Annotated in this window: 19 protein-coding genes; 8 read left to right on the top strand and 11 right to left on the bottom strand. The window is 70.6% G+C overall.

Annotated elements, in window-relative coordinates:
• Positions 1-68 precede the first annotated feature (68 nt).
• From Y590_RS06535 to Y590_RS06515, 5 genes are all read right to left on the bottom strand, one after another.
• Positions 69-1,343, bottom strand: a complete 1,275-nt coding sequence (locus Y590_RS06535; protein ID WP_060769134.1) for a CCA tRNA nucleotidyltransferase — start codon at positions 1,341-1,343, stop codon at positions 69-71.
• Complete coding sequence (locus Y590_RS06530; RefSeq protein ID WP_060769133.1) at positions 1,340-1,597, bottom strand: DUF6111 family protein; 258 nt, start codon at positions 1,595-1,597, stop codon at positions 1,340-1,342. The genes Y590_RS06535 and Y590_RS06530 overlap by 4 nt, the downstream gene beginning before the upstream one ends.
• Positions 1,598-1,682: 85 nt before the next feature.
• A complete protein-coding gene (locus tag Y590_RS06525) occupies positions 1,683-2,366 on the bottom strand; it encodes a CoA pyrophosphatase (RefSeq protein WP_060769132.1) in 684 nt (227 codons plus the stop codon).
• On the bottom strand, positions 2,363-2,944 hold the full coding sequence (locus Y590_RS06520; RefSeq protein WP_060769131.1) for a DUF1285 domain-containing protein: 582 nt from the start codon (positions 2,942-2,944) through the stop codon (positions 2,363-2,365). Before Y590_RS06520 ends, Y590_RS06525 begins: the two co-directional genes overlap by 4 nt.
• Positions 2,941-3,375 (bottom strand): PaaI family thioesterase, encoded by a 435-nt coding sequence (locus Y590_RS06515; RefSeq protein WP_060769130.1) that lies wholly within the window; start codon positions 3,373-3,375, stop codon positions 2,941-2,943. The genes Y590_RS06520 and Y590_RS06515 overlap by 4 nt, the downstream gene beginning before the upstream one ends.
• Before the next feature lie 196 nt (positions 3,376-3,571).
• Here Y590_RS06515 and Y590_RS06510 point away from each other — a divergent pair, with 196 nt between their 5' ends.
• The 4 genes from Y590_RS06510 to Y590_RS06495 all read left to right on the top strand — a co-directional run bounded on the left by Y590_RS06510 (position 3,572) and on the right by Y590_RS06495 (position 10,538).
• Entirely contained in the window at positions 3,572-4,582 is a 1,011-nt protein-coding gene (locus Y590_RS06510) for an AAA family ATPase (RefSeq protein ID WP_060769129.1), read from the top strand.
• An 11-nt stretch (positions 4,583-4,593) separates the two neighbouring features.
• The gene (locus Y590_RS06505) at positions 4,594-5,508 is read left to right on the top strand and encodes a DUF58 domain-containing protein (protein ID WP_060769128.1); all 915 of its coding nucleotides are present in this window, start codon (positions 4,594-4,596) and stop codon (positions 5,506-5,508) included.
• 13 nt (positions 5,509-5,521) lie between these two features.
• A complete protein-coding gene (locus tag Y590_RS06500; protein WP_060769127.1) occupies positions 5,522-8,359 on the top strand; it encodes a DUF4159 domain-containing protein in 2,838 nt (945 codons plus the stop codon).
• Between the two features lie 88 nt (positions 8,360-8,447).
• Entirely contained in the window at positions 8,448-10,538 is a 2,091-nt protein-coding gene (locus tag Y590_RS06495) for a hypothetical protein (protein WP_060769126.1), read from the top strand.
• Positions 10,539-10,593: 55 nt separating this feature from the next.
• On the opposite strand, the gene Y590_RS06490 is transcribed toward Y590_RS06495, so the two are convergent.
• Complete coding sequence (locus Y590_RS06490) at positions 10,594-11,460, bottom strand: helix-turn-helix domain-containing protein (protein ID WP_060769125.1); 867 nt, start codon at positions 11,458-11,460, stop codon at positions 10,594-10,596.
• A gap of 170 nt (positions 11,461-11,630) precedes the next feature.
• On the opposite strand from Y590_RS06490, the gene Y590_RS06485 reads away from it, so the two are divergent.
• Together Y590_RS06485 and Y590_RS06480 are read left to right on the top strand one after the other, a co-directional pair.
• On the top strand, positions 11,631-12,533 hold the full coding sequence (locus Y590_RS06485; protein WP_060772188.1) for a DMT family transporter: 903 nt from the start codon (positions 11,631-11,633) through the stop codon (positions 12,531-12,533).
• 155 nt (positions 12,534-12,688) lie between these two features.
• On the top strand, positions 12,689-15,967 hold the full coding sequence (locus Y590_RS06480) for a PAS domain S-box protein (RefSeq protein ID WP_144439938.1): 3,279 nt from the start codon (positions 12,689-12,691) through the stop codon (positions 15,965-15,967).
• Between the two features lie 34 nt (positions 15,968-16,001).
• Here the strand turns inward: Y590_RS06480 and Y590_RS06475 are convergent, their stop codons facing one another.
• Complete coding sequence (locus Y590_RS06475) at positions 16,002-18,053, bottom strand: methyl-accepting chemotaxis protein (RefSeq protein WP_286161865.1); 2,052 nt, start codon at positions 18,051-18,053, stop codon at positions 16,002-16,004.
• A gap of 337 nt (positions 18,054-18,390) precedes the next feature.
• Positions 18,391-19,275: an alpha/beta fold hydrolase gene (locus Y590_RS06470; protein ID WP_060769122.1), complete on the bottom strand. Its 885-nt coding sequence runs from the start codon at positions 19,273-19,275 to the stop codon at positions 18,391-18,393.
• Between the two features lie 220 nt (positions 19,276-19,495).
• On the opposite strand from Y590_RS06470, the gene Y590_RS06465 reads away from it, so the two are divergent.
• Positions 19,496-19,942 (top strand): hypothetical protein, encoded by a 447-nt coding sequence (locus Y590_RS06465; RefSeq protein ID WP_060769121.1) that lies wholly within the window; start codon positions 19,496-19,498, stop codon positions 19,940-19,942.
• A gap of 24 nt (positions 19,943-19,966) precedes the next feature.
• Here the strand turns inward: Y590_RS06465 and Y590_RS06460 are convergent, their stop codons facing one another.
• Complete coding sequence (locus Y590_RS06460; RefSeq protein ID WP_083530786.1) at positions 19,967-20,236, bottom strand: hypothetical protein; 270 nt, start codon at positions 20,234-20,236, stop codon at positions 19,967-19,969.
• A gap of 180 nt (positions 20,237-20,416) precedes the next feature.
• On the opposite strand from Y590_RS06460, the gene fae reads away from it, so the two are divergent.
• Entirely contained in the window at positions 20,417-20,956 is a 540-nt protein-coding gene (gene fae / locus Y590_RS06455; RefSeq protein WP_060772186.1) for a formaldehyde-activating enzyme, read from the top strand.
• Between the two features lie 106 nt (positions 20,957-21,062).
• On the opposite strand, the gene Y590_RS06450 is transcribed toward fae, so the two are convergent.
• Together Y590_RS06450 and Y590_RS06445 are read right to left on the bottom strand one after the other, a co-directional pair.
• Entirely contained in the window at positions 21,063-21,314 is a 252-nt protein-coding gene (locus tag Y590_RS06450) for a helix-turn-helix domain-containing protein (RefSeq protein WP_353612595.1), read from the bottom strand.
• Between the two features lie 173 nt (positions 21,315-21,487).
• Positions 21,488-21,880 carry a response regulator gene (locus tag Y590_RS06445; RefSeq protein WP_060769120.1) on the bottom strand — a complete coding sequence of 131 codons (393 nt, stop codon included), beginning with the start codon at positions 21,878-21,880 and terminating at the stop codon, positions 21,488-21,490.
• Positions 21,881-21,902 lie beyond the last annotated feature (22 nt).

Below are 21,902 nucleotides of genomic sequence, written 5' to 3'. Positions count from 1 at the left end.
TCGAAGAAAGATGATGCGAAAACAAGAGGCCAGAGCATCGTGCATGCGGATGCTGCCGGGCGAGCCGGCTATGGCGCGGCTGCAGCTTCCAGCGCTCGCGCGATCAGCCGCTCGCGCGCCTCGGCGTCGTCCGGGCATCCGCTGGCGAGCCAGAGTTTCCGGGCCGCGCGCAACCCCGTGCCGACCGCCCGGCCCGGCTTTACGCCGCGCGCCACGAGGTCGCCGCCCGTCACGGGGAGGACGGGGCGCGTGCCGGCGGCTTCCATCTGATCGAGCACGGCCCGCGCCTCCGGCGTCATGCGCGGGCGCGGCTCGCCATCGAGGGCGATCAGCAACTCACGAAGGGGCCCGGCATTGTAGGTGGCGACGAGAGCCGGCACCGCGTCGGCCTCGATCACCGGCCGGTCGTGGAGGGCCGCGAGGGCGATGGCGTAGCCGGTGAGGCGCGCATGCTCGGCCCGCGACAGGCGAAGGCCCGCCTGCAGCCGGTCCGCGTCCTCGATCGTCCGCACCGCGAGCGCGGAAAAGCGCGCCGTGGCGTCGAGGCGCAGCTCGGCCGCCGCGCAGCGGGCGAGTCGGCCGAGCTCGCCGACGCCGCCGAGGATGCGCGGGAGCAGGCCGGTCTCGCTCAAGATCGCCACCGCATCGACGGCGCGGGGCGCGAGCAGCAGCTTCAGGAACTCGGCGCGCACCCGCTCCCGCGAGAGCCGGTCGAGGCTGCCGCGGGCCGCGATGGAGGCGGCGAGGCCCTCCGCATCCGGTGCGCCGCTCCCGTAGCGGGCGTGGAAGCGGAAGAAGCGCAGCAGCCGCAAGGCATCCTCGCGCAGGCGGGTCGCGGCGTCGCCGATGAAGCGCACCCGGCCGGCGGCGAGGTCGGCGACGCCCCCGGTCGTGTCGTGGAGGCGTCCCTGCGCATCGAGCGAGAGGCCATTGATGGTGAAGTCGCGCCGCTCGGCATCGCGAACGAAGTCGCGGCCGAAACGCACCACCGCGTGGCGTCCGTCGGTCTCCACGTCCTCGCGCAGGGTCGTCACCTCGTGCGGCTCGCCGCCGACGACGAGGGTGACCGTGCCGTGCTCGATCCCCGTGCCCACGGCCTTGATCCCGGCGGCGCGGGCGCAGGCCATCACGGCCTCGGGCCGCAGCGTGGTGGCAAGGTCGATGTCGGCGACGATGGCGCCCAGCAGCGCGTCGCGCACGCAGCCGCCGACGAGACGCGTCTCCTCGCCCGGCGCATCGAGCGCCGCGAGGCAGGCTTGCACGCCCGCCCGCGCCAGGAGGCGGGCCGGGCCGTCCGCGACCAGCGGCGGGGCAAGGGATGAGGGCAGCGTGTCGGTGATCATCGGAAATGGCCCGGCACCAGCCGGCCGTTCTCGAAGCGCGGCAGCTCGTAGCCGTCCTTCATGTCCTGTCCGCTCAACCCGACCGTGATGAGGGAGGCGATGACGATGAACAGTCCGGCCAGGATCAGCCGCGTCCAGTGCGGCTTCCAATGCGCATGGTCGAGCGGCGAGCGCCGGGCGAACAGCAGCCAGCCCGCGAAGGCCAGGAAGGGCAGGGAGAACAGGAGGATTTCCTGGAGGACGAGGCGGAGCATGGATGGCGCAATTCTGCGAGGGGCCGCGGGGCGCCCGTCAAGCGTCGAGGCGTTCAGGGATAAAGGCGTTCAGGGATAAAGGCGTTCAGGGATAAAGGCGTTCTTGGAGGTTGTGCACGATCCCTGCCGTGACGCCCCAGATCAGGTGCTCGGCGAAGGGGATGGCGTAGAAATAGCGCGTCCGGCCCTTCCATTCCGCCGAACGGACGAGATGACGCGCCGGGTCCATGAGGAAGGCGAGCGGCACCTCGAACACGGCCGCCACCTCCGCCGGGTTCGGCCGCAGCACGGCGTCGCGCGCCACGAGGCCGACCACCGGCATCACGAGGAAGCCGGTGCCGGAGAGATAGGGATCGAGATAGCCGAGCGGTCGCACGGCGTCGCTCTCGAGCCCGATTTCCTCCCAGGCCTCGCGCAAAGCGGTGTCGATCGGCGTGGTGTCCTCCGGATCGACCTTGCCGCCGGGGAAGGCGACCTGCCCCGAATGGTCACGCAGATGTGCCGCCCGCCGCGTGAACAGCAGCGTCGCACCCTCGGGCCGGTCGATCACAGGCACCAGCACCGCTGCCGGCCGGTGGGGCGTGGCCGGCGCAACGGAAAGACCCTCCGGCTGGAGGTCGTGGTCGCCGCGCGGGTTCGACAGCGGCACGCCCGGCCCCGGCGGCACGTGGCTCAAGCGGGTTTCCGCCCGCGCCAGGAAGGCGTCGAGGCCGAAATCATCCGCGAGCCCCTCCGCCTCAGGCCCGGCCGCCGCCTCGGACAGCCTCACGCCGCCTCTGCCGGGGCGATGCGGTGGAAATGCCCCCCGGCCCAGAGCCCGAACCACCTCTGCCCGTCGATCTCGCGCTCCTCGCCCATCTCCACGAGATCGTAGGTCAGGGGGCGGCTCACCAGGGCCCAGAGGTCGCGGCGGACATGGATGTAGGGCTTGAGACCCTCCGCCCCGTCCTCGAAGCGCAAGCGATGCTCGGCATCGGCCGGGACGAGGTCGTCCACGTTGGTGCGGAAGGCGATGCGGCGGCCTTCGCCCTCGCCCTCCACCGCCATTTCCACGGCTGCGAATGCCGCATCCTCGACGGTGATGCGGACTTTCTCGGCCGGTGTGACGAGCACGGTCGAGCCGTCGGGCTCCTTGCGCAGGATCGAGGCGAAGAGCTTGACCAGCTTCGGCCGACGGATCGCCGAGCCGTCGTGGAACCACGTGCCGTCGGCGGCGATGCGGATGTCGATCTCGCCGCAATGCTCCGGATTCCAGCGCTCAACCGGAGGCAGGCCGCGTTTGCCGATCTCGCCGAGGGCGGCGCTGAGGCGGGCGAGCGCCGGATCGTCGGGTGTGCTCTGGGTCATGACTTGTCGCCGGGCTTGTCCCGCAGAACCTTCCAGATTCCCGTCACCGCCGCCAGCGGCCGGCCGCCGCTGGTGAGCGTGCCGCGCACGAAGACGAGGGACGCGGTTTTCCGCACGATCTCCGGCACCGTCTCGATCAGGTCGCCGATCTGGGCCGCGCCGACGAACTGGCTCGACATCTCGATCGTCACCGCGCGGGCCCCGTCGCAGGCGTCGCGCACGACGATGCTGAGCGCCCGGTCGGCGAAGGTGAGCAGCGCGCCGCCATGGACGATGCCGACGAGGTTGCCGTGCCGCTCGTCGGTGCGGAAGGCGAACGCTTTCGTGCCCTCGACCGTCCGGTGATAGACCGGCCCGACATGGGCGATGAAGCCCGGATCGGTGAAAGCCTCCCACCCCTCGGGGAAGACCGCGCGCTCCTCGTCCGTCATCCGGTCTCGCTTTCCTCGGGGCGGACGCGCTGCGTCCGCGATGCACGATGTCGCGGGCGTCCTGCCCGCCGGGTCTGGAGCGCCCATATAGTGCCGATCTGCCGCGCGGCAGCGCCGCGCTTGCGTTCGGCCCGCGTTCGGCGCCAGACTCCGCACTTTCCGGGCCTCCGCGCCCGGCCATCGCAAGGTTCACTTCATGGCACAGGGCGCCGGATCGGCCAGCACGACGAGCCTCGACGACGGGATCGTCGCCACCGCCGAGACCTGCCTCGCCGCGATCGAGCAGGCGCGGGAGGCGATCCACGGCGTCATCTTCGGCCAGGAGAAGATCGTCGATCTGGCGCTGGTCACGATTCTGGCCGGCGGCCACGGCCTCCTCGTCGGCCTGCCGGGCCTGGCCAAGACCAAGCTGGTCGAGACGCTGGGCACCGTGCTCGGTCTCGACGCCCGCCGCGTGCAGTTCACGCCGGACCTGATGCCCTCCGACATCCTGGGCACCGAGATCCTCGATGAGGATGCCGAGCGCCGCCGCTCGTTCCGCTTCGTCAAGGGCCCGGTCTTCACCCAGCTCCTGATGGCCGACGAGATCAACCGCGCCAGCCCGCGCACGCAATCGGCGCTGCTCCAGGCGATGCAGGAGCATTTCGTCTCGGTGGCGGGCGAGCGCCACGACCTGCCGCGCCCCTTCCACGTGCTGGCGACGCAGAACCCGATCGAGCAGGAGGGCACCTACCCGCTGCCCGAGGCGCAGCTCGACCGCTTCCTCTTGGAGATCGATGTCGGCTACCCCGACCGCGCCGCCGAGCGCCGCATCCTGATCGAGACGACGGGCGTCGAGGACGCGCGGGCCAAGACCGTGATGACCACCGAGCAGTTGCTCACGGCCCAGCGCCTCGTGCGGCGCCTGCCGGTGGGCGATGCCGTTGTCGACGCCATCCTCGACCTCGTGCGCTCGGCGCGTCCCGAGGGCGGCGATCCGTCGGTTGGCAAGAAGCTGCTCTGGGGGCCGGGCCCCCGCGCCAGTCAGGCGCTGACGCTGGCCGTGCGCGCCCGCGCGCTGATCGAGGGCCGGGTCGCCCCCTCCGTCGCCGACGTGAAGGCGCTTGCCGAGCCGGTGCTCAAGCACCGCATGGCGGTGACCTTCGCGGCGCGCGCCGACGGCGAGACGGTGACCGGCCTGATCGGCCAGCTCGCCGCGAAACTCTGAGCCCGCCGCGGATGGCCTCCACCCGGCTCGTCGAGGCCGAGAGCCGCCGCCCCGGCGGTCCCGAGACCGGTGGCGCCCTGGCGCTCGCCGAGGTGATGCCGCGGCTCGTGCTCGAATCGCGGCGCGTCTCCGGCACCCTGGCGCACGGCCTGCATGGCCGCCGCCGCGCGGGGCCGGGCGAGAGCTTCTGGCAGTTCCGCCCCTTCGTGCCCGGCGAGGCCGCGGCGCGGGTCGACTGGCGCCGCTCCGCCCGCGACGACCGGCTCTACGTGCGCGAGCGCGAGTGGGAGGCGGCCCACAACATCTGGATCTGGATCGACCGCTCCGCCTCCATGGGCTTCGCCTCGGACCTCGCCCAGACCTCCAAGGTCGAGCGGGCCCTAGTGCTGGGGTTGGCGCTGGCCGATACCTTCGTCGAGGGCGGCGAGCGCGTCGGCCTGCTCGGGCTCACCCGCTCCAGCGCGACCCGTGGCATCGTGGAGCGGCTCGCCCAGGCGCTCGTGAACGACCGGGCCGGCCTGACCCAGGACCTGCCGCCGGCAGCCACGCCCGGCCGGTTCGACGAAGTGGTGCTGATCAGCGATTTCCTCACGCCGCTGGATCGGGTGCGCAGCGCCGTGCAGACGATCTCGGCGCGCGGCACCCACGGCCATCTCGTGCTGGTGGCCGATCCGGTGGAGGAGACCTTCCCCTTCACCGGCCAGGCGGTGCTGCACGATCCCGAGGGCGGCCTCAGCCTCGACATCGGCGAGGCGGGCGCCTGGGGCGAGGCTTATCGCACCCGCATCGCGGCCCATCGCGACGGCCTGTCCGAGATCGCCCGGCAGCGGGGCTGGACGCTGACGATCCACCGGACCGACCGGCCGGCGAGCGAGGCGGCCCTGCGGCTGCTGACGCTCGTCGCCGCCGCGCGCGGCCTCGGCTGAAAGGCGAAGCGCATTGTTCGGGATTCCGCTCACCTTCGCCGCCCCCCTCGCGCTGGCCGCCCTCGTCGCGCTGCCGGCCCTGTGGATCCTGCTGCGGGTCACGCCGCCGCGCCCGCGCCGCATCCACTTCCCGCCGCTGGCGCTGATGGCCGACCTGCTGCCCAAGCGCGAGACGCCGGCCCGCACGCCGCCCTGGCTCCTGATCCTGCGTATCCTCGCCGCCGCCTGCCTGATCCTCGCTGTGGCCGGGCCGGTTTGGAATCCCGGCGGCATCGGTGCCGCCTCGGGGCGCAACCCGCTGCTCCTCATCCTCGACAACGGTGTCGCTGCCGCCCACGATTGGCGCGACCGCCTGCGCGCGGCGACCGACGAGATCGAGGCCGCCGCCCGCGACGGGCGCCCGGTGGCACTGGTGGCGAGCGCCGAGCCCCCCGCGCCGTTCGAGGCGAAGGCCCCGGCCGCCGCGCTGGAGCGCCTGCGCGCGATCACACCGCGCCCGCATCTCGGTGGCCGCGGGGCGCACCTGCCCGCGATCGGCACCTTCCTCGAGCGGGTGCCGGGCGCCTCGATCGTCTGGATCAGCGACGGCGTGCGCGGCGTGGGCGAGGCCGATTTTGCCACGTCCCTCGGCGAGATGGCGACCCGCCACGGCAGCGCGGTGACCGTGCTGAAGGCCGAGCGATCCCCGGCGCTGGCGCTCGAAGGCTCCCCCGTGCAGCCGGGCGAAAAGCTCTCGGCGCAGGTGCTGCGGGCCGAAGGAAACGGCCGCGATGCGGGGCTGGTGCGGGCGCTCGACCAGAAGGGCCTGCCGCTCGCCGAGAGCCGCTTCACCCTGGAGCCGGAGGCACGCGAGACGCGTGTCAGCTTCGACCTGCCGGTGGAACTGCGCAACGCCATCGCCCGCCTCGAGATCGAGGGCGAGCGCTCGGCCGGCGCCGTGGTGCTGATGGACGAGCGCGGCAAGCGCCGCCGGGTCGGCCTCGTCTTCGGCGGCACCCTCGATCAGGCCCAGCCGCTGCTCGCGCCGACCTACTACCTCGCCAAGGCGCTGAACCCCTTCGCCGACGTGCAGCAGCCCCGCGGCGGCCAGGGCACGGCCGAATCCATCGGCCAGATGCTCGACAATCAGGTCTCGGTTCTGGCGCTCGCCGATGTCGGCGCGCTGGACGACCGGACGCTGGCGCGGGTGGCGCAGTTCGTGGACGAGGGCGGGCTGCTGCTGCGCTTCGCCGGCCCCCGCCTCGCCGCCGGCAACGACCCGCTCGTGCCGGTGCGCCTGCGCCGGGGCGGGCGATCCCTCGGCGGCACCCTCTCCTGGGACCGGCCGCGCACGCTCGCGGCGTTTGCCCCCGAGAGCCCCTTCGCCGGCCTGAACCCGCCGGCCGATATCAGCGTGCGCCGCCAGATCCTCGCCGAGCCCGATGGCGACCTGCCGGGCAAGACCTGGGCGGCGCTTGAGGACGGCACGCCCATCGTCACGGCGCAGAAGCGGGGGCAGGGGCTCGTGGTGCTGTTTCATGTGACCGCCGACACGACATGGTCGAACCTGCCCCTGTCGGGCCTGTTCGTGGACATGCTGCGCCGGGTCGTCGGGCTCGCCGGCCCGTCGGCCAAGCTCGGCGAGGGCGACGGGCGCCAGGCGAAGGCCGCTCTGCTGGCGCCGCGCCTGACCCTCGACGGCTTCGGTGCGCTCGGTTCGCCGCCCGCGAGCGCGACTGCGGTGCCGGCCGATTTCGCCGACCGCGCCGGCCCCGAACACCCGCCCGGCTTCTACGGCACGGCGGAGGGCGGCATCGCCGTCAACGCCCTGGCGCCCGGCGATCGGCTCCAGCCCCTCGACCTCACCGGCCTCAAGGGCGCCCGCACGGGTTCGCTCGCCGGCGCCGAGACACTGGATCTGCGCGCGTTCCTGTTCACCCTCGCCCTCGCGTTGCTGGCCCTCGATACCCTGGCCGGCCTCTGGCTCGGCGGATTTTTTCGCAGTTTCGGTCGAGGGTCACACGGAAAGGCCGCACCGGCCGCCCTGCTTCTGCCGGCGCTGCTCGGCCTTGCGCTGGCCTGCACCCCGTTGCCGGTGCGGGCACAGGAGCCACCGGCCAACCGGCCGAACGGCATCGAGTCGGCGCTCGCCACCCGCCTCGCCTTCGTCGTCACGGGCGACGCCGCGACGGATACGGCGAGCCGGGCGGGCCTGTCGGGCCTGAGCCAGATGCTCGCCGCCCGCACCGCCCTGGAACCCGGCGAGCCCGCGGGCCTCAATCCGGAGAAGGACGAACTCGCCTTCTACCCGCTGATCTACTGGCCGATCGTCGCCGGCCGTCCGCAGCCGAGCGAGGCGGCGATCCGCAAGATCGACGCCTTCATGCGCAACGGCGGCACGGTGATCTTCGACACCCGCGATGCCCAGACCGCCCGCCCCGGCGGCCCGCCGAGCCCTGAGGCGGCGTATCTCCGCAAGATGCTCGCCACCCTCGAAGTGCCGGAGCTGGAGCCGGTGCCGGCCGACCACGTGCTCACCAAGGCGTTCTACCTCGTGGATTCCTTCCCCGGCCGGCTCAGTACCGGACAGACCTGGGTCGAGACGCTTCCGCCCGCGGGCGAGGGCGGCGAGCGCCGTCCGGCCCGGGCCGGCGACGGCGTCACCCCGCTCATCATCACCGGCAACGACCTCGCCGCCGCCTGGGCGGTGGGCCGCAACGGCGAGCCGCTCTACCCCGTCACCGGCGGCGACCAGCGCCAGCGCGAGATGGCGTTCCGCGGCGGCATCAACATCGTGATCTACACCCTGACCGGGAACTACAAGGCCGATCAGGTCCACGTGCCGGCGTTGCTGGAGCGGTTGGGACAGTGATTTTTTCCGCGCGACCACGCCGCGTCTCGAACCCTCTCCCCGCTGCGGGGAGAGGGGTTTTTGCGCTTCATCCTGAAGGCCCCGCCCGATGCTGAGCCTCAGCTTCACGCCTCTCGTCCCCTGGCCGGTGCTCGTCGGATTCGGCGTGCTCGCCGTGATCCTCGCCGTCGTCGCGGTCCTCGCCCGCGGGCGCACGGCCCTGTTGCGGGCGGTGGCGCTGGGCCTCGTCATCGCCGCGCTCGCCAACCCCTCGCTCGTGCGCGAGGACCGCGACCCGGTGAAAGACGTGGCGGCCATCGTCGTCGATCGCTCCGGCTCGCAAAGCTTGGGCGATCGCCCGGCCATGACCGATGCGGTGAAAGCCGAGCTGGAGCGGCGCTTCGGTGCGCTCGCGAACATCGAGCCCCGCTTCGTCGAGGTCGGCGATGCGCAGGGTGGGGAGGGCGACGACGGCACCAAGCTGTTCACGGCGCTCACCCAGGCGCTCGCCGATGTCCCGCCGGAGCGGATCGCCGGCGTGGTGATGCTCACCGACGGCGTGGTGCACGACATCCCCGCCTCGCTCCAAGCGCTCGGGCTCAAGGCGCCGCTGCACGTTCTCGTCACGGGACGGCCGGACGAGCGCGACCGTCAGATCAAGATGCTGGAAGCGCCCCGCTTCGGCATCGTCGGCCGGGACGTCACCTTGCGCGGCGAGGTGATGGAGCGCGGCGGCACCGGCACGGCGACCGTCACCGTGCGCCGCGACGGCGAGGAGATCGACCGGCAGAGCATCGCGACGGGCGTGCCGTTCTCGCTCACCACGCATATCGAGCATGGCGGCCCGAACGTGGTCGAGATCGAGGTCGAGCCGCTGCCCGGCGAACTGACCACGGTGAACAACCGCGCGGTGCTGCCGATCGAGGGCATCCGTGAGAAACTGCGGGTGCTGCTCGTTTCCGGCGAGCCGCATCAGGGCGAGCGCACCTGGCGCAACCTCCTGAAGTCGGACGCCTCCGTCGATCTCGTCCACTTCACGATCCTCAGGCCGCCGGAGAAGCAGGACGGCACTCCGATCTCCGAACTCTCGCTGATCGCCTTCCCGACCCGCGAGCTGTTCGTCCAGAAGATCAAGGATTTCGACCTCATCATCTTCGACCGCTACGCCAACCAGAGCGTGCTGCCGTCCGCCTATTTCGACAACATCGCCCGCTATGTCCGCGAGGGCGGTGCGCTGCTCATCGCCGCCGGGCCGGAATTCGCCGGCCCTGCGAGCCTTGCCCGCACCCGGCTCGCCTCGATCCTGCCGGGCGATCCTTCGACGAAGGTGATCGAGCAGCCGTTCAAGGCGACGCTCACCGAGACCGGCCACCGCCACCCCGTCACCCGGGCTCTGCCGGGCTCGGAGGCGAATCCGCCGGCCTGGGGGGATTGGCTGCGCATCGTCTCGGCGCAGACACGGCCCGGCGTGCAGCCGATCCTGTCGGGCGCCAACGGCCTGCCGCTCTTGGCCCTTTCTCGCGAAGACAAGGGCCGCGTCGCCCTGATGCTGTCCGATCAGGCCTGGCTCTGGGCCCGCGGCTACCAGCAGGGCGGCCCCTATCTCGATCTGCTGCGGCGCCTCGCCCACTGGCTGATGAAGGAGCCGGCCCTCGAAGAGGAGGCTCTGCGGGCCCAGACCACGGGCCGGGGCCGCGAGGTCCGCGTCGAGCGCCAGACCATGGCCGAGGCGGCGGGCCCGGTCACGATCACCGGTCCGACCGGCAAGGAGCGTGAGCTCGACCTGTCGAAGGCCGAGACCGGCCTGTTCACCGCGACCTTCGAGGCGGAGGGGCTCGGGCTCCATACCATCCGTTCGGGCAACCTCGTCGCCTTCGTCAGCGTCGGCCCGGCCAACCCGCGCGAACTCGCCGACGTGTTCAGCGACACCGAGCGGCTGAAGGGCGTGGCGGACGGCTCCGGCGGCACGGTGCGCCGGGTCGCGGCGGCCGGTGGCGGCATCGAGGTGCCCCGCCTCCAGATCACCCGCGGCGGCCGTCTGGGCGGCGCCGACTGGATCGGCTTCCGCCCGAGCGACAGCGCCACGGTCCGCGGCGTCGAGGTCTATCCCCTCGGCATCGGCCTGTGGGCCTTGGTGGCGCTTGCCGCCGCCGTGCTGGCGATGTGGCTGGTCGAGGGGCGGCGCGGGCGCGCGGCGTAGCGGAGGTGATGACCGGCAGGGCGGCTGTCGTCACGGCCGTTTTAGGAATCGGCGGTCACGATCGCTTTTTCCATTCGCCGGGCGTCACCTGGGTCGCGGTCTTGAAGACGCGCGTGAAGTGGCTCTGCGAGGCATAGCCGCAGGCCAGCGCCACTTCGGCCAGTCCGACCGGTTCCCCTCTCAAGAGCTGTTTTGCCCGTTCGATGCGCCGTGCGCCGAGATAGCGATGCGGGGGCATGCCGAAGCTGACCCGAAACATCTTGGCAAAGTGGAACGTGCTGAGGCGAGCCTCGGCGGCCAATCGATCGAGCGTCAGCGGCTCGTCCAGATGCGCTTCGATCAACGCTGTAATCCGTCGCCGCGTCGTGGGCGACAGGCCACCGCGGAGGGGCGCCGGCCCCGCGGTCTTGGCGTATTGCCGTAGGAGGCGGTGAACGAGGAGGTGGCAGGCGGCATCGAGCGCCGGGCCATCGCCTCCCTCCGTCCAGTCGAGTGGTATCACGCCACCGCGAACGATCATCGCCATCGCGGGATCGTCGGAGAAGGTCAGGTCTTGAACGTGGATCCGGCGCGGATCGACGTCAAAGGCCGTCAACGCCCGATAGGCGAGCACGTCAGGCTCGATATAAAGGTGGAACATCCGAAGCGATCCGCCGATGTGCCAGCGGCTCTCGTGTCCGGCAGGCAAGAGGCAGAGCTTGTCCGGCCCGCCGCCCGACAAATGCCGGTCTTCGCGCACGACGCGCTCGCCTCCGTCGAGATAGATGCTGAGCGTGTGGTGATCGGGCCGATCGTAACGGGCTTGGTTGTCGCGGTTGCTCCACTCGGCGAGCGAGAGTCCGCGCCCGATCGTTCCCGACCGCATCAGGTGCGCGCCGGTCCGGGAGAGGGTGCGGGCAACGCTGGGGGACGGGCGTTCCATGCTCACCGCCGAGAGAGGACGCCGCGTTCCTTGGACTGCGCCTCGCATCGGTGCAACGCGCTGGCGGGAAAAGCCCAAGATTGTGCAAAGCCGTCGCCGATCCGGGAAAGCATCCTGGCGCGGCATCGGCTGTGCTCTCGCTGGCCTCAACCGGCCTCGAGGGACCGCCCGTGACCGCCTTCTTCTATGCGCTGACCGTCCTGATCTGGGGCACGACTTGGATCGCTATCAAGAACCAGCTCGGGGCCGTGCCCGTCGAGGTCTCGATCGCGTACCGCTTCGCGCTGGCCGGATCGGTGCTGTTCCTGGCTTTGGTCGCGATGCGGCGCTTCCAACCCATTGCCCTTCGCCATCAGCCCTTCGTCGCGCTTCAGGCCGTCTGCCTCTTCTCGTGCAACTTCCTGTGTTTCTACAACGCGACGATCTACGTCCCGAGCGGCATCGTCGCGGTGGTGTTCTCGGCGGCCACGATCTTCAACATGGCGAACGCCTTCCTGATCCATCGCCGCAAGCCGGAGGGCCGGGTTCTGGGCGGGGCGATGCTCGGCGTTGCCGGGATTGCCTGCTTATTCTGGGAAACGGTGACGAGCACGCAATTCGGCGCCGACACGGCCTTCGGCTTAGGTTTGGCGCTGCTCGGCACGTGGTTCTTTTCCGTCGGCAACCTCGTCTCGGCCCGCAACCAGCGCCATGGCCTGCAGGTCGCGTCGGTGAATGCCTGGGCGATGCTGTACGGGGCCGGGATCGTGTCGCTCGTCGCTCTCGCGCAGAGCATCCCTTTCGCCTTCGAAACCTCACCCACCTATGTCGGATCTCTCCTCTATCTCGCCATCCCCGGCTCAGTGATCGGCTTCACCACCTACCTCACCGTCGTTCACCGCCTCGGACCGGAGCGGGCGGCCTCGATGACCATGCTCTTTCCGGTCGTCGCCCTGACGATCTCGGTCTTTGCCGAAAGCTACCGGGTCACGCCGTTGGTCGGCTTGGGCCTCCTGTTCGTGCTCCTCGGCAACGGGCTTGTTCTCGGGCGATGGCACCGCCCGGCTGCTCAACGTCCCATGGCGAAAGCCTGAGAAGACAGTCTTCCCAAAGCTGGTGGTCCAAGCTGTCGGGATGAACCGCATCCGTCGCCGGGCATTCGGAACCGGCCGGCCGGGCCCGATCACGTTCGAATTGGGACGCGGCCCGGACTCTGGTGGCCGGGCGCGACCTGTGCAATCCCGGCCCGATGACCGACTCACTCCCGTTCCTGGCCGGCGGCGGCGCGGCCGCCCGCATGATCGCCGAGCGCGACTGGTCGGATCATCCCCTCGGGCCCCCGCAGACCTGGCCGGAATCCCTGCGCACGGCGCTCAGCCTCGTGCTGAACTCGCCCGAGAGCATGATCCTGGCCTGGGGCCCGGATCTGCACTTCTTCTTCAACGACACCTACTTCCCGTTGCTCGGGCCGCGCCTCGCCTGGGCCATGGGCGAGCGCTTCGACCGGGTCTGGGCCGACGGCTGGGATCAGGCCAAGCCGATCATCGACGACGCCTTCGCCGGCAAGAGCCGCCGCTTCGAGGATCTGCCCTGGACGCTCGCCACCGACCGAGGCGAGGCACAGACGTGGTGGAGCTTCTCCTACTCGCGGGTGCTCGACGGGGAGGGCCGCATCGCCGGCCTGTTCATCTTCACCAACGAGACGACGAAGCGCATCCGCACGGAAGCGCTGCAGCGGGAGAGCGAGGCGGCCCTGCGCCGAAGCGAGTCCCTCCTGGCCGCGACCCTGGAGGGGCTGCCGGTCGGCGTGATCATCGCCGACGCCGACGGGCGGATCGTGCACGACAACGCCGCCAACCGCGAGATCTGGGGCGTGCCGCCGCTGACCGCGAACTGGGAAAGCTACGGCGCTTGGGTCGGCTACTGGCCGGAGACGGGCGAGCGCCTGCGCGCCGAGGAATGGGGCATGGCCCGCGCCCTGCTGCACGGCGAGACCGTCCGCAGCGAACTCATCGAGATCGAGCGCTTCGACGGCGGCGGGCGGCGGCTGTTCCTCAACAACGCCGCGCCGATCCGCGACGGATCGGGCGCCATCGTCGGCGGCGTGGTGGCCGAACTCGACGTGACCCAGCGGATCGAGGTCGAGCGGCGCCTGCGGGAGAGCGAGGCGCTCGCCCGCGTCAACGCCGAGCGGGTCCAGCTCGCGCTCTCGGCCGGCGCGATCGTCGGCACGTGGTTCTGGGATCTGCCCACCGACCGCTTCACCGTGGACGAGGCCTTCGCCCGCGCCTTCGGCCTCGATCCGGCGCTCGGCCGCGAGGGCTTGAGCCTCGCCCAGGTGGTCGAGACGGTCCATCCCGACGACAAGGCCGGGCTGGCAGAAGCGATCGGCGAGGCCATCGCCCGCGGCGGCGCCTACGCCTACCAGTACCGGGTGCGCCGCGCCGACGGGCGCTATTACTGGATCGAGGCCAACGGCCGGGTCGACCACGCGCCCGACGGCACGCCGCTCAGCTTTCCCGGCGTGCTCATCGACGTGGAGGAGCGTCGCGCCGTCGCGGCCGAGCGTGACCGGGCCACTGCGCTCCTGCGCGAGAAGGCGGTGGAGTTCGAGACCCTGGCCGACAACATTCCGACCCTGTGCTGGATGGCCCGGGCCGACGGCCATATCTACTGGTACAACCGCAGATGGTATGATTACACCGGTACCGATGCCGAGAGCATGCAGGGCTGGGGCTGGAAGGCGGTGCACGATCCCGCCGCGCTGCCGGGCGTGACCGAACGCTGGCAGCACTCCATCGCCACGGGCCAGCGCTTCGAGATGACCTTCCCGCTGCGCGGCCGGGACGGCACGTTCCGCCCCTTCCTGACCCGCATCGTGCCGATCCGCGACGAGACCGGCACCGTCGTGCGCTGGTTCGGCACCAACACCGACATCACCGATCTGCGAGCGGTCCAGGATGCCCTGCACCGGCTCAACGAGACCCTGGAGGAGCAGGTCGCCGCCCGCACCGCCGAGCGCGACCAGATCTGGCAGGCATCGAGCGACCTTCTGGCCGTGGCCGATTTCGAGGGCCGCTTCGTCAGCCTCAACCCGGCCTGGAGCGCCACGCTGGGCTGGAGCGAGGCCGAGTTGAAGGCGGTCCCCTTCCTCGATTTCGTCCATCCCGAGGATCGGGACGTGACGCTCGCGGCCGCCGCTGGCCTCGCCCGCGGTGAGATGCAGCTCGGCTTCGAGAACCGCTACCGGACCCGCGACGGGGATTACCGCTGGTTCTCCTGGAACACCGTGCCGCGCCAGGGGCTCATCTACGCCTCGGTGCGCGACGTCACCGCGATCAAGGGGCAGGCCCGCGCCCTGGCCGAGGCCGAGGAGGCCCTGCGCCAGTCGCAGAAGATGGAGGCGGTGGGCCAGCTCACCGGCGGCCTCGCCCACGACTTCAACAACCTGCTCGCCGGCATTTCGGGGAGCCTGGAGCTGATGCAGACCCGCATTGCCCAAGGCCGGCTCAAGGATGTCGACCGCTACATGGGCGCCGCCCAAGGAGCGGCCAAGCGCGCCGCCGCGCTGACCCACCGCCTGCTCGCCTTCTCCCGCCGCCAGACGCTGGACCCGAGGCCCACCGACGTGAACCGGCTGGTGATGGGGATGGAGGATCTGATCCGCCGCACGGTCGGTCCCACCATCACCATCGAGGTGGTGGGGGCGGCCGGGCTCTGGCCCTCCCTCGTCGATCCGCCGCAGCTCGAGAACGCGCTGCTCAACCTCTGCATCAACGCCCGCGACGCGATGCCCGAGGGCGGGCGCATCACCATCGAGACCGCCAACAAGTGGCTCGACGCCCATGCCGCGCACCAGCACGACGTTCCGCCGGGCCAGTACCTCTCGCTGTGCGTGACCGATACCGGCACCGGCATGACCCCCGACGTGCGGGCCAAGGCGTTCGACCCGTTCTTCACGACCAAGCCCACCGGCCAGGGCACGGGTCTCGGCCTGTCGATGATCTACGGCTTCGCCAAGCAGACGGGCGGGCAGGTGCGGATCTACTCCGAACTCGGCCAGGGCACGACGGTCTGCATCTACCTGCCCCGTTTCCACGGCGAGGCGGAGGCGCTCGATCCGCTCGGCCCCCTGGTCGATGCGCCGCGCGCCGAGCACGGCGAGACGGTGCTCGTGGTCGATGACGAACCGACCGTGCGGATGCTGGTGACGGAGGTGCTGGAAGACCTCGGCTACAACGCGATCGAGGCCGCCGACAGCGCCAGCGGCCTCAAGGTGCTGCAATCGGACGTGCGCATCGACCTGCTCATCTCCGATGTCGGCCTCCCCGGCGGCATGAACGGCCGCCAGATGGCCGATGCGGGCCGTCTCTCGCGCCCCGACCTCAAGGTGCTGTTCATCACCGGCTATGCCGAGAACGCGGCGGTGGGCAACGGCCACCTCGAGCCCGGCATGGCGGTGCTGACCAAGCCGTTCGTGGTCGAGACCCTGGGCCTGCGCATCCGCGAGATCATCGCGCGGGGATAAGGCCGGGGCTTCCCGGCCGCATCCGTCCTGCCCGTCAGGCCCGGATCGAGCCGACGAAGTGCCGGACGGAACTGCGGAGCTGCAGGGATTGCCCGTTCAGCGCGATGGCGTCCTGCAGCACCATGTCCGCCGCACGTCCCGTGGCGCTGGAGGCGCCGATGACGGATTCGATCTCGCCGGTGGCCAAGCGCATGCCGTGCGAGGCGGCCGAGATGTTGTGGGCAATCTCCTGGGTCGCCGTCGATTGCTCGTCGATGGCGTGGGCGATCGCGTCCGCCATGCCGGTGGCGCGCCGGATCGCCTGCGTGATGTTGCCGATGGCCTGCACCGTCTGCTCCGTGGCCACGCGGACCGAGCCGATATGCGCCGCGATCTCGTCGGTGGCCCGGGCCGACTGACCCGCCAGCGCCTTCACCTCGGCGGCGACGACGGCGAAGCCCTTGCCGGCGGCGCCGGCACGGGCGGCCTCGATCGTGGCGTTGAGCGCCAGCAGGTTCGTCTGCTCCGCCACGCCGCGGATGAGGCCGAGCACTTCGCTGATCCGCGCGGCGGCGGCGCCGAGATCGCCGACCTTGGCTTCCGTCGAGGAGGCTTCCTGAGCCGCCTCGGCGGCGGCCGCGGACGACCCCCGCGCCTGCTCGCGGATCTGATCGATCGAAGCGGACAGCTCCTCCGCGGCCGCGGCCACGGCCTCGATGTTCTGCGAGGCCGAGCGGGCGAGCCGTGCGGCCTCCGCCGAACGCAGGTCGGCCTCCCGGGCCGTACCGGCCAGATTCGTGGCCTGCGCCTCGAACGAGCCTGCCGCCGTCGCGACTTGGCCGACGATGCCGCCGACCGAACTCCCGAACTGGTCCGCGGTCCGCTCCAGGCTCTGGCGCCGCTCCAGCTCGGCGGATTGCCGCAGGCCCTCGCGCTCCCCTCTCAGCCGCTCCGCCTCGGCACCGTGCGCCTTCAGGACACCCACCGCGCGGGCGATTTCGCCGATCTCGTCACGGCGGTCCGTTCCGGGCACCGCGACGTCCCGTGTGCCCTCCACGAGCTGCGTGATGGTCCGCGCCAGCGAGGCCAGCGGCTGCACGACGCGGCGGGTGAAGAGGACCACGATGCCGAAGGTGCACAGGATGACGAGGAGCAGGGTCGCACCCGCCACGGCGAGGCGCTGCAGCGCCGAGGCGATCGTCTCGTCGGCGGTGGCCAGCGCTGATTGCAGGGCGGCGTCCCTGACGACGAGGATCGACTGGAGCATCTTGGTGGTGTGGGGCCGCCATTCCGTGAGGGGCATCGGCGGCTCGGTCCCGTCCCGGCTGGCCGCGAACATCGCTGCCACCACCTGTCCCGGATCGGCGATGAAGCTGCGCTCCACCATCGTGAGGGCGTCGACCAGAGAGCCTTGCGTCTGGACCTGCATCACGCTGCGCTGCAGCCGCTGCCAAGCCTGCTCGATCCGGCCGTTCATCTCGTGGATCTGGACGATCACGGCCGGAGAGAAGCGCTGCTTGGCTCCCGCGTATTGACTGAACCAGGCCGAGCGGGTGCCGCCGATGTCGCGCAGCTCCATCGCGAGGCTGACGACCGGCACCGCGCGCGCGATTTCCGGATTCTTCCGGGCGATGTCGATCTCGATCGTGCCCAGCGTCTTCGCGTTCAGCGCGACGATGGCGACGACGGCCTTCTGGAAGTTCTTCGCGGCCTGCTCGTCGCGCTCCTTGAGCGGCTTGGCGATCTCGCTGTCCGCCGTCGCACGCGCACCCTCGAGTTGGCGGATCGCCGGCTGCAGGGCTTGCTCGAGCACGGCCCGCTTGTCGGAGGGCATGGCCGCGACGGCGCCCGTGATCCGACCGGTGACGGCCTCGGTCGCCTTGCGGTTCGCTTCGGCCGAGGCCCGGATCGGCGCCTGCTCGGCGCTGTCCGAGAGCAGGAGCTGATTGTAGGAACCGCGTTCGAGGGCGAGTCGCTCGTTGAAGCGGGCGATCTCGCCCAGAACCCCGACGAGCTGACGTGCCGCGTCGGCCTGCGACCAGCGCTGCCATTCCTGCCAAGCGATGAAGGAACTCGAACCCGCCGTCACGAGTCCGACGGTAGCCATGCACGAAACGAAAAGATTCCGGACGCGCATCGGCCACCCAATTGCTTTTCGAAATGTTCGCCGCGTCAAAGTCGGCGGCGATTACGCAATGATATTTGTGAACGATCGGTTGATTGGGAGTCGATCTGGGTATAGCCCGTTGCCGCTTTGTTTGCTTGAAGCCATCGGGCGTCAATCCATGGGCGACGTCGTGCGTGTCTTTCGCGAAAGGCTGACGCTCGCGGGCCTGTTCACGGCCCGGTACGCCGGGAACGCCGCGCCGGCATCGAACCTTCGAAAATTGGTCCGGCCGTGCCAATCGGGACGATGCACCCGCGACCCGAAGGTGCGGCCCGCCTCAAGCCTCCAGCCGCACGAAGAACTTCGCGATCGCCGCCGCTGCCGCCTCGGGACGTTCCCGATGCGGGAAGTGTCCGGCGCCCTCGAACGGGGCGAGGTCGAGGTTTGCGAAGGTCTCCCCGAGCCGGTCGGTCCAGGCGTAGGGGAAGAGCGGATCCTGCGTGCCCCAGCGGATACAGGTCGGCACGCGGATCGGCGGTAGGGCCGGAGCCTCGCCCCGTAGCATGGCGAGCCGGGACGCCTGCTGACTCAGGTACCAGTTGAAGCCGCCCTGCAGGTTGCCAGGCACGAGGAAGTTGTCGGTGAAGGCGTCGAGCACCGCGTCGAAGGCGGCCAGATTCCCGCCGGCCCAATGGCGCAGGAAATGGCCGATATAGGCGCGGCAGCTCTCGCGGCTGGCGCCGACCACCTCCGCCGCGAACGGCTTGAGGTGGAAGGACTGGTACCAGATCTCGGCCAGCATCTCCGGCCGGGCCAGCCGCGGGCCGATGCCGGGATAGGGGCAATCGAAGAAGAACAGGCCGCTGAGCCGGTCGGGATGCGACCGCCCGAGGGCTTGCCCGATGGAGGCGCCCACATCGTGCCCGACGATCCCGACGCGCGCGAGCCCGAGGGCATCGAGAAGGCCGACGATGTCGGCGGCGTGGACCTCCGGACCGGCCTTGTCCGAGGGCGCGTGATCGGGCTTCTCGCTGGCGCCGAAGCCGCGCAGGTCCGGCGCGATCAGGCTGAAGCTTTCCGCGAGCCGGGCCATCACCGGCTCCCAGGTCAGCCAGAATTCCGGCCAGCCATGCAGCAGCACCAGGGGGCTGCCGGTTCCGGCCCGGGCGACGTGCAGCTGCACGCCGTTCGCCATCACCGTGTCGTGCCGGATCTCCACCATGCTCAGCCGTCCCTATCCCTGTCGTGCCGCCCGCGAAGCCGTCTGCGGGCAAAGCAATGACTCTGCCGGTCCGTTCCGCAGCGCGCCGTGACAGGCCCGTGCCGTGAGGCCTCGTCGGACCGATCCGGAACGAGGCCGGCTTGACCGGGCAAGCTGGACCGTTTCAATGCGTCCATTCCTGCCGGTCGCGGGAGAGAGATGGCACCGTATGAGGCGGCAGATGGCGACGACGGTTCGGTGGCTCGCGCTCCCGCTCGTGCTGGGCGGCAGCCTCGCCGTCTCGGGCTGCACCGGCTTCGGCTACATCTCGCAGACCTACGTCACCCAGGTGCCGCAGGTCGTCACGATCGGCTGTAACGAGCCCTACGAGATCTACGACAACCGCCAGCGCCGCCGGGTTCTGGTGGTCTCGAACGCCCTGCGCGAGGTGACGGGCTGCGATGTCGGCCAGGTCGGCAGCGGGCGTCCCCCGGCCGAGACACGGGCCGCGCGCTTCCGCACGGCCGCACGCACCTATCTCGACGAGACCGTGCGCGAGGATTGCAGGATCACCGGCGAGACCGTGTTCAGCGATCTGCAAACCGAGTTCGCCTATGCCTGCGACGCGCCGGTGGAGCCGCGCGGCACGGTGGCGCCGCGGCTGCCCGGACGGCGCAACCAGCGCTGATCGGGGGCCCGGCCAGGTCCGTCTTCAGGCTTCGTGCGGACCGACGAAGGTCCGCTCCGTCGCATCACCCGCCGCGGCGAGCAGCGCCCGGGCGAAGGCCCGCGCCTCGGCGCGGTCGAGGCTGAGGATCGCGGTGACGGGACGGCCGCCGAGATCGGGCAGTGCCAGTTCCAGGCGCACGCCTTCGCCCTCCGGCATGGCGGACAAGCTCCAGCCACGCTCGCCTATCGGCCCGCCGCCTGATCCACTGCCCATTCCATCGCGCATTCCATCGCCCTTGCCGGGCTCGCTCATCGCTTCGTTCCTTTCGGTCCTTGCCGAGCCTGACATGGAGGGCTTCTCCGCCGCAGACCAGGGGCGCGGCGCGGGCGGGCCGCTCGGCGAAGGTGATTGACGCGCGCGGCCGGGGATGATGTCTGCGCGCCGACCGCCCGCCGGGCGCGACGCCGCACGACAACGCAAGGGATGACCGACATGTCCGAGATCTGGTTCCGCACCGGCGAGGCGACCGTGCTCGCGGCCGAAGGGCAGTTCACCGACGCGATGCCGGAGGTGCTGATCGGCTCCACCCGCGGGCCCGTGGGCCACGGTTTCGCGAGCCTGCTGGGGCAGGTGCAGGGCCATACCCGCATGTTCGTGGTGCGCGACCTCAACCAGCTCGTGCGCCCCTCCACGATCATGACCACCAAGGTCACGATCCACACCGCCGAATACGCCGAGCTTCTGGGCGGCGTGGTCCAGGCGGCCACGGGCGACGCCATCGTCGATTGCGTGATCGAGGGCATCCTGCCGAAGGACGGCCTCGACGAGCTGTGCATGATCATCACGATCTGGCTCGACGAGCGCTGCGGCACGGACGAGAACCTCGACCGCAAGGATCTCTACCGCACCAACTACGAGGCGACGAAGCTCGCCATCGCCCGCGCCATGAAGGGCGAGCCGACGATCGACGAGCTCATCGCCAACCGCAAGACGGTGAAGCACTACGCCCTCGAAGACATCATCGAGTATTGATTCTGTGTTGGTGGCGGGGCGCGACTCAGGCCGCGTCCCGCTCCAGCCGGTACGGCTTCGCCAAGGCGGGCAGCGGTCGTTTCCACGCCTCGGCGATCCGCCTGATCTACTCCAGGCTCAGCGGTCGCTTGCGGTTCAGGATCCCGGACGCGCGTGAACGCGAGCCGAGAAGCTCGGCCAGCTCCGCCTGCGAGCGCCCCGTCTCGTCGATGGCGAAGTGGAGGAGTTCGGTGGGATCGCTCTCCGGCACCGGATGCTGTGCCCGCTCATAGGCTTCCGCGAGCGGGGCCAGCCCGTCGCGCTTGTCGCCCTCCGGCGTGCCCACAGGGACGCCCCAGAGCCGATCGATCGCCCGCAAGGCCTCGGTCAGGTCGGCATCCGTGCGGATCGGGCGGATATCCTGGGCGGGCGCCTAGGATTCTAAAGCCAATCAGCATGGCTTTGTGAGAGACCGTTTGCGCCCCATAGCAGTCCATGAAGACCTCCGCCGATCGTGGACCACATCCCCCCGTGCAAACGACGGAGAGCTCCTCAGGAGGATTGTAGGGGGGATGTCATTAGCCCGGTCAGTGTGCGCAGTAACTCGTCCTTCGAGAAGGGCTTCGCTAGAGATGGCTGCTCCCAACGGCTGTTCGCATGAGACCGCTCCGTTTCCCCCGTGGCGAATAGGTACGGCACAGCGATGCCCGTCAGCGTCTCGGCCACCGGGTACACCGTATCCCCGTCGCCGAGATTCACATCCAGCACCGCCGCATCGAGTGTGACATTCTCGATCAGGTCCAGCGCCCGATCCACGCTCGGCACAGGTCCGATCACGGTCGCACCGGCTTCCTCGAGCCAGCGCTTCAGGTGCGTGGCGATCAGATACTCGTCCTCGACCACCAGAATGAAGCGGCCGGCAAGGGGCTGGGCAAGGTCGGGCATTGCAGGCTCTGGAAGCGCTCGA

Source organism: Methylobacterium sp. AMS5 (genome assembly GCF_001542815.1).
Classification (GTDB): Bacteria; Pseudomonadota; Alphaproteobacteria; order Rhizobiales; family Beijerinckiaceae; genus Methylobacterium.
The sequence above is the reverse complement of the archived record's forward strand: the minus strand, read 5'-3'. Positions and strand labels throughout refer to the sequence as shown.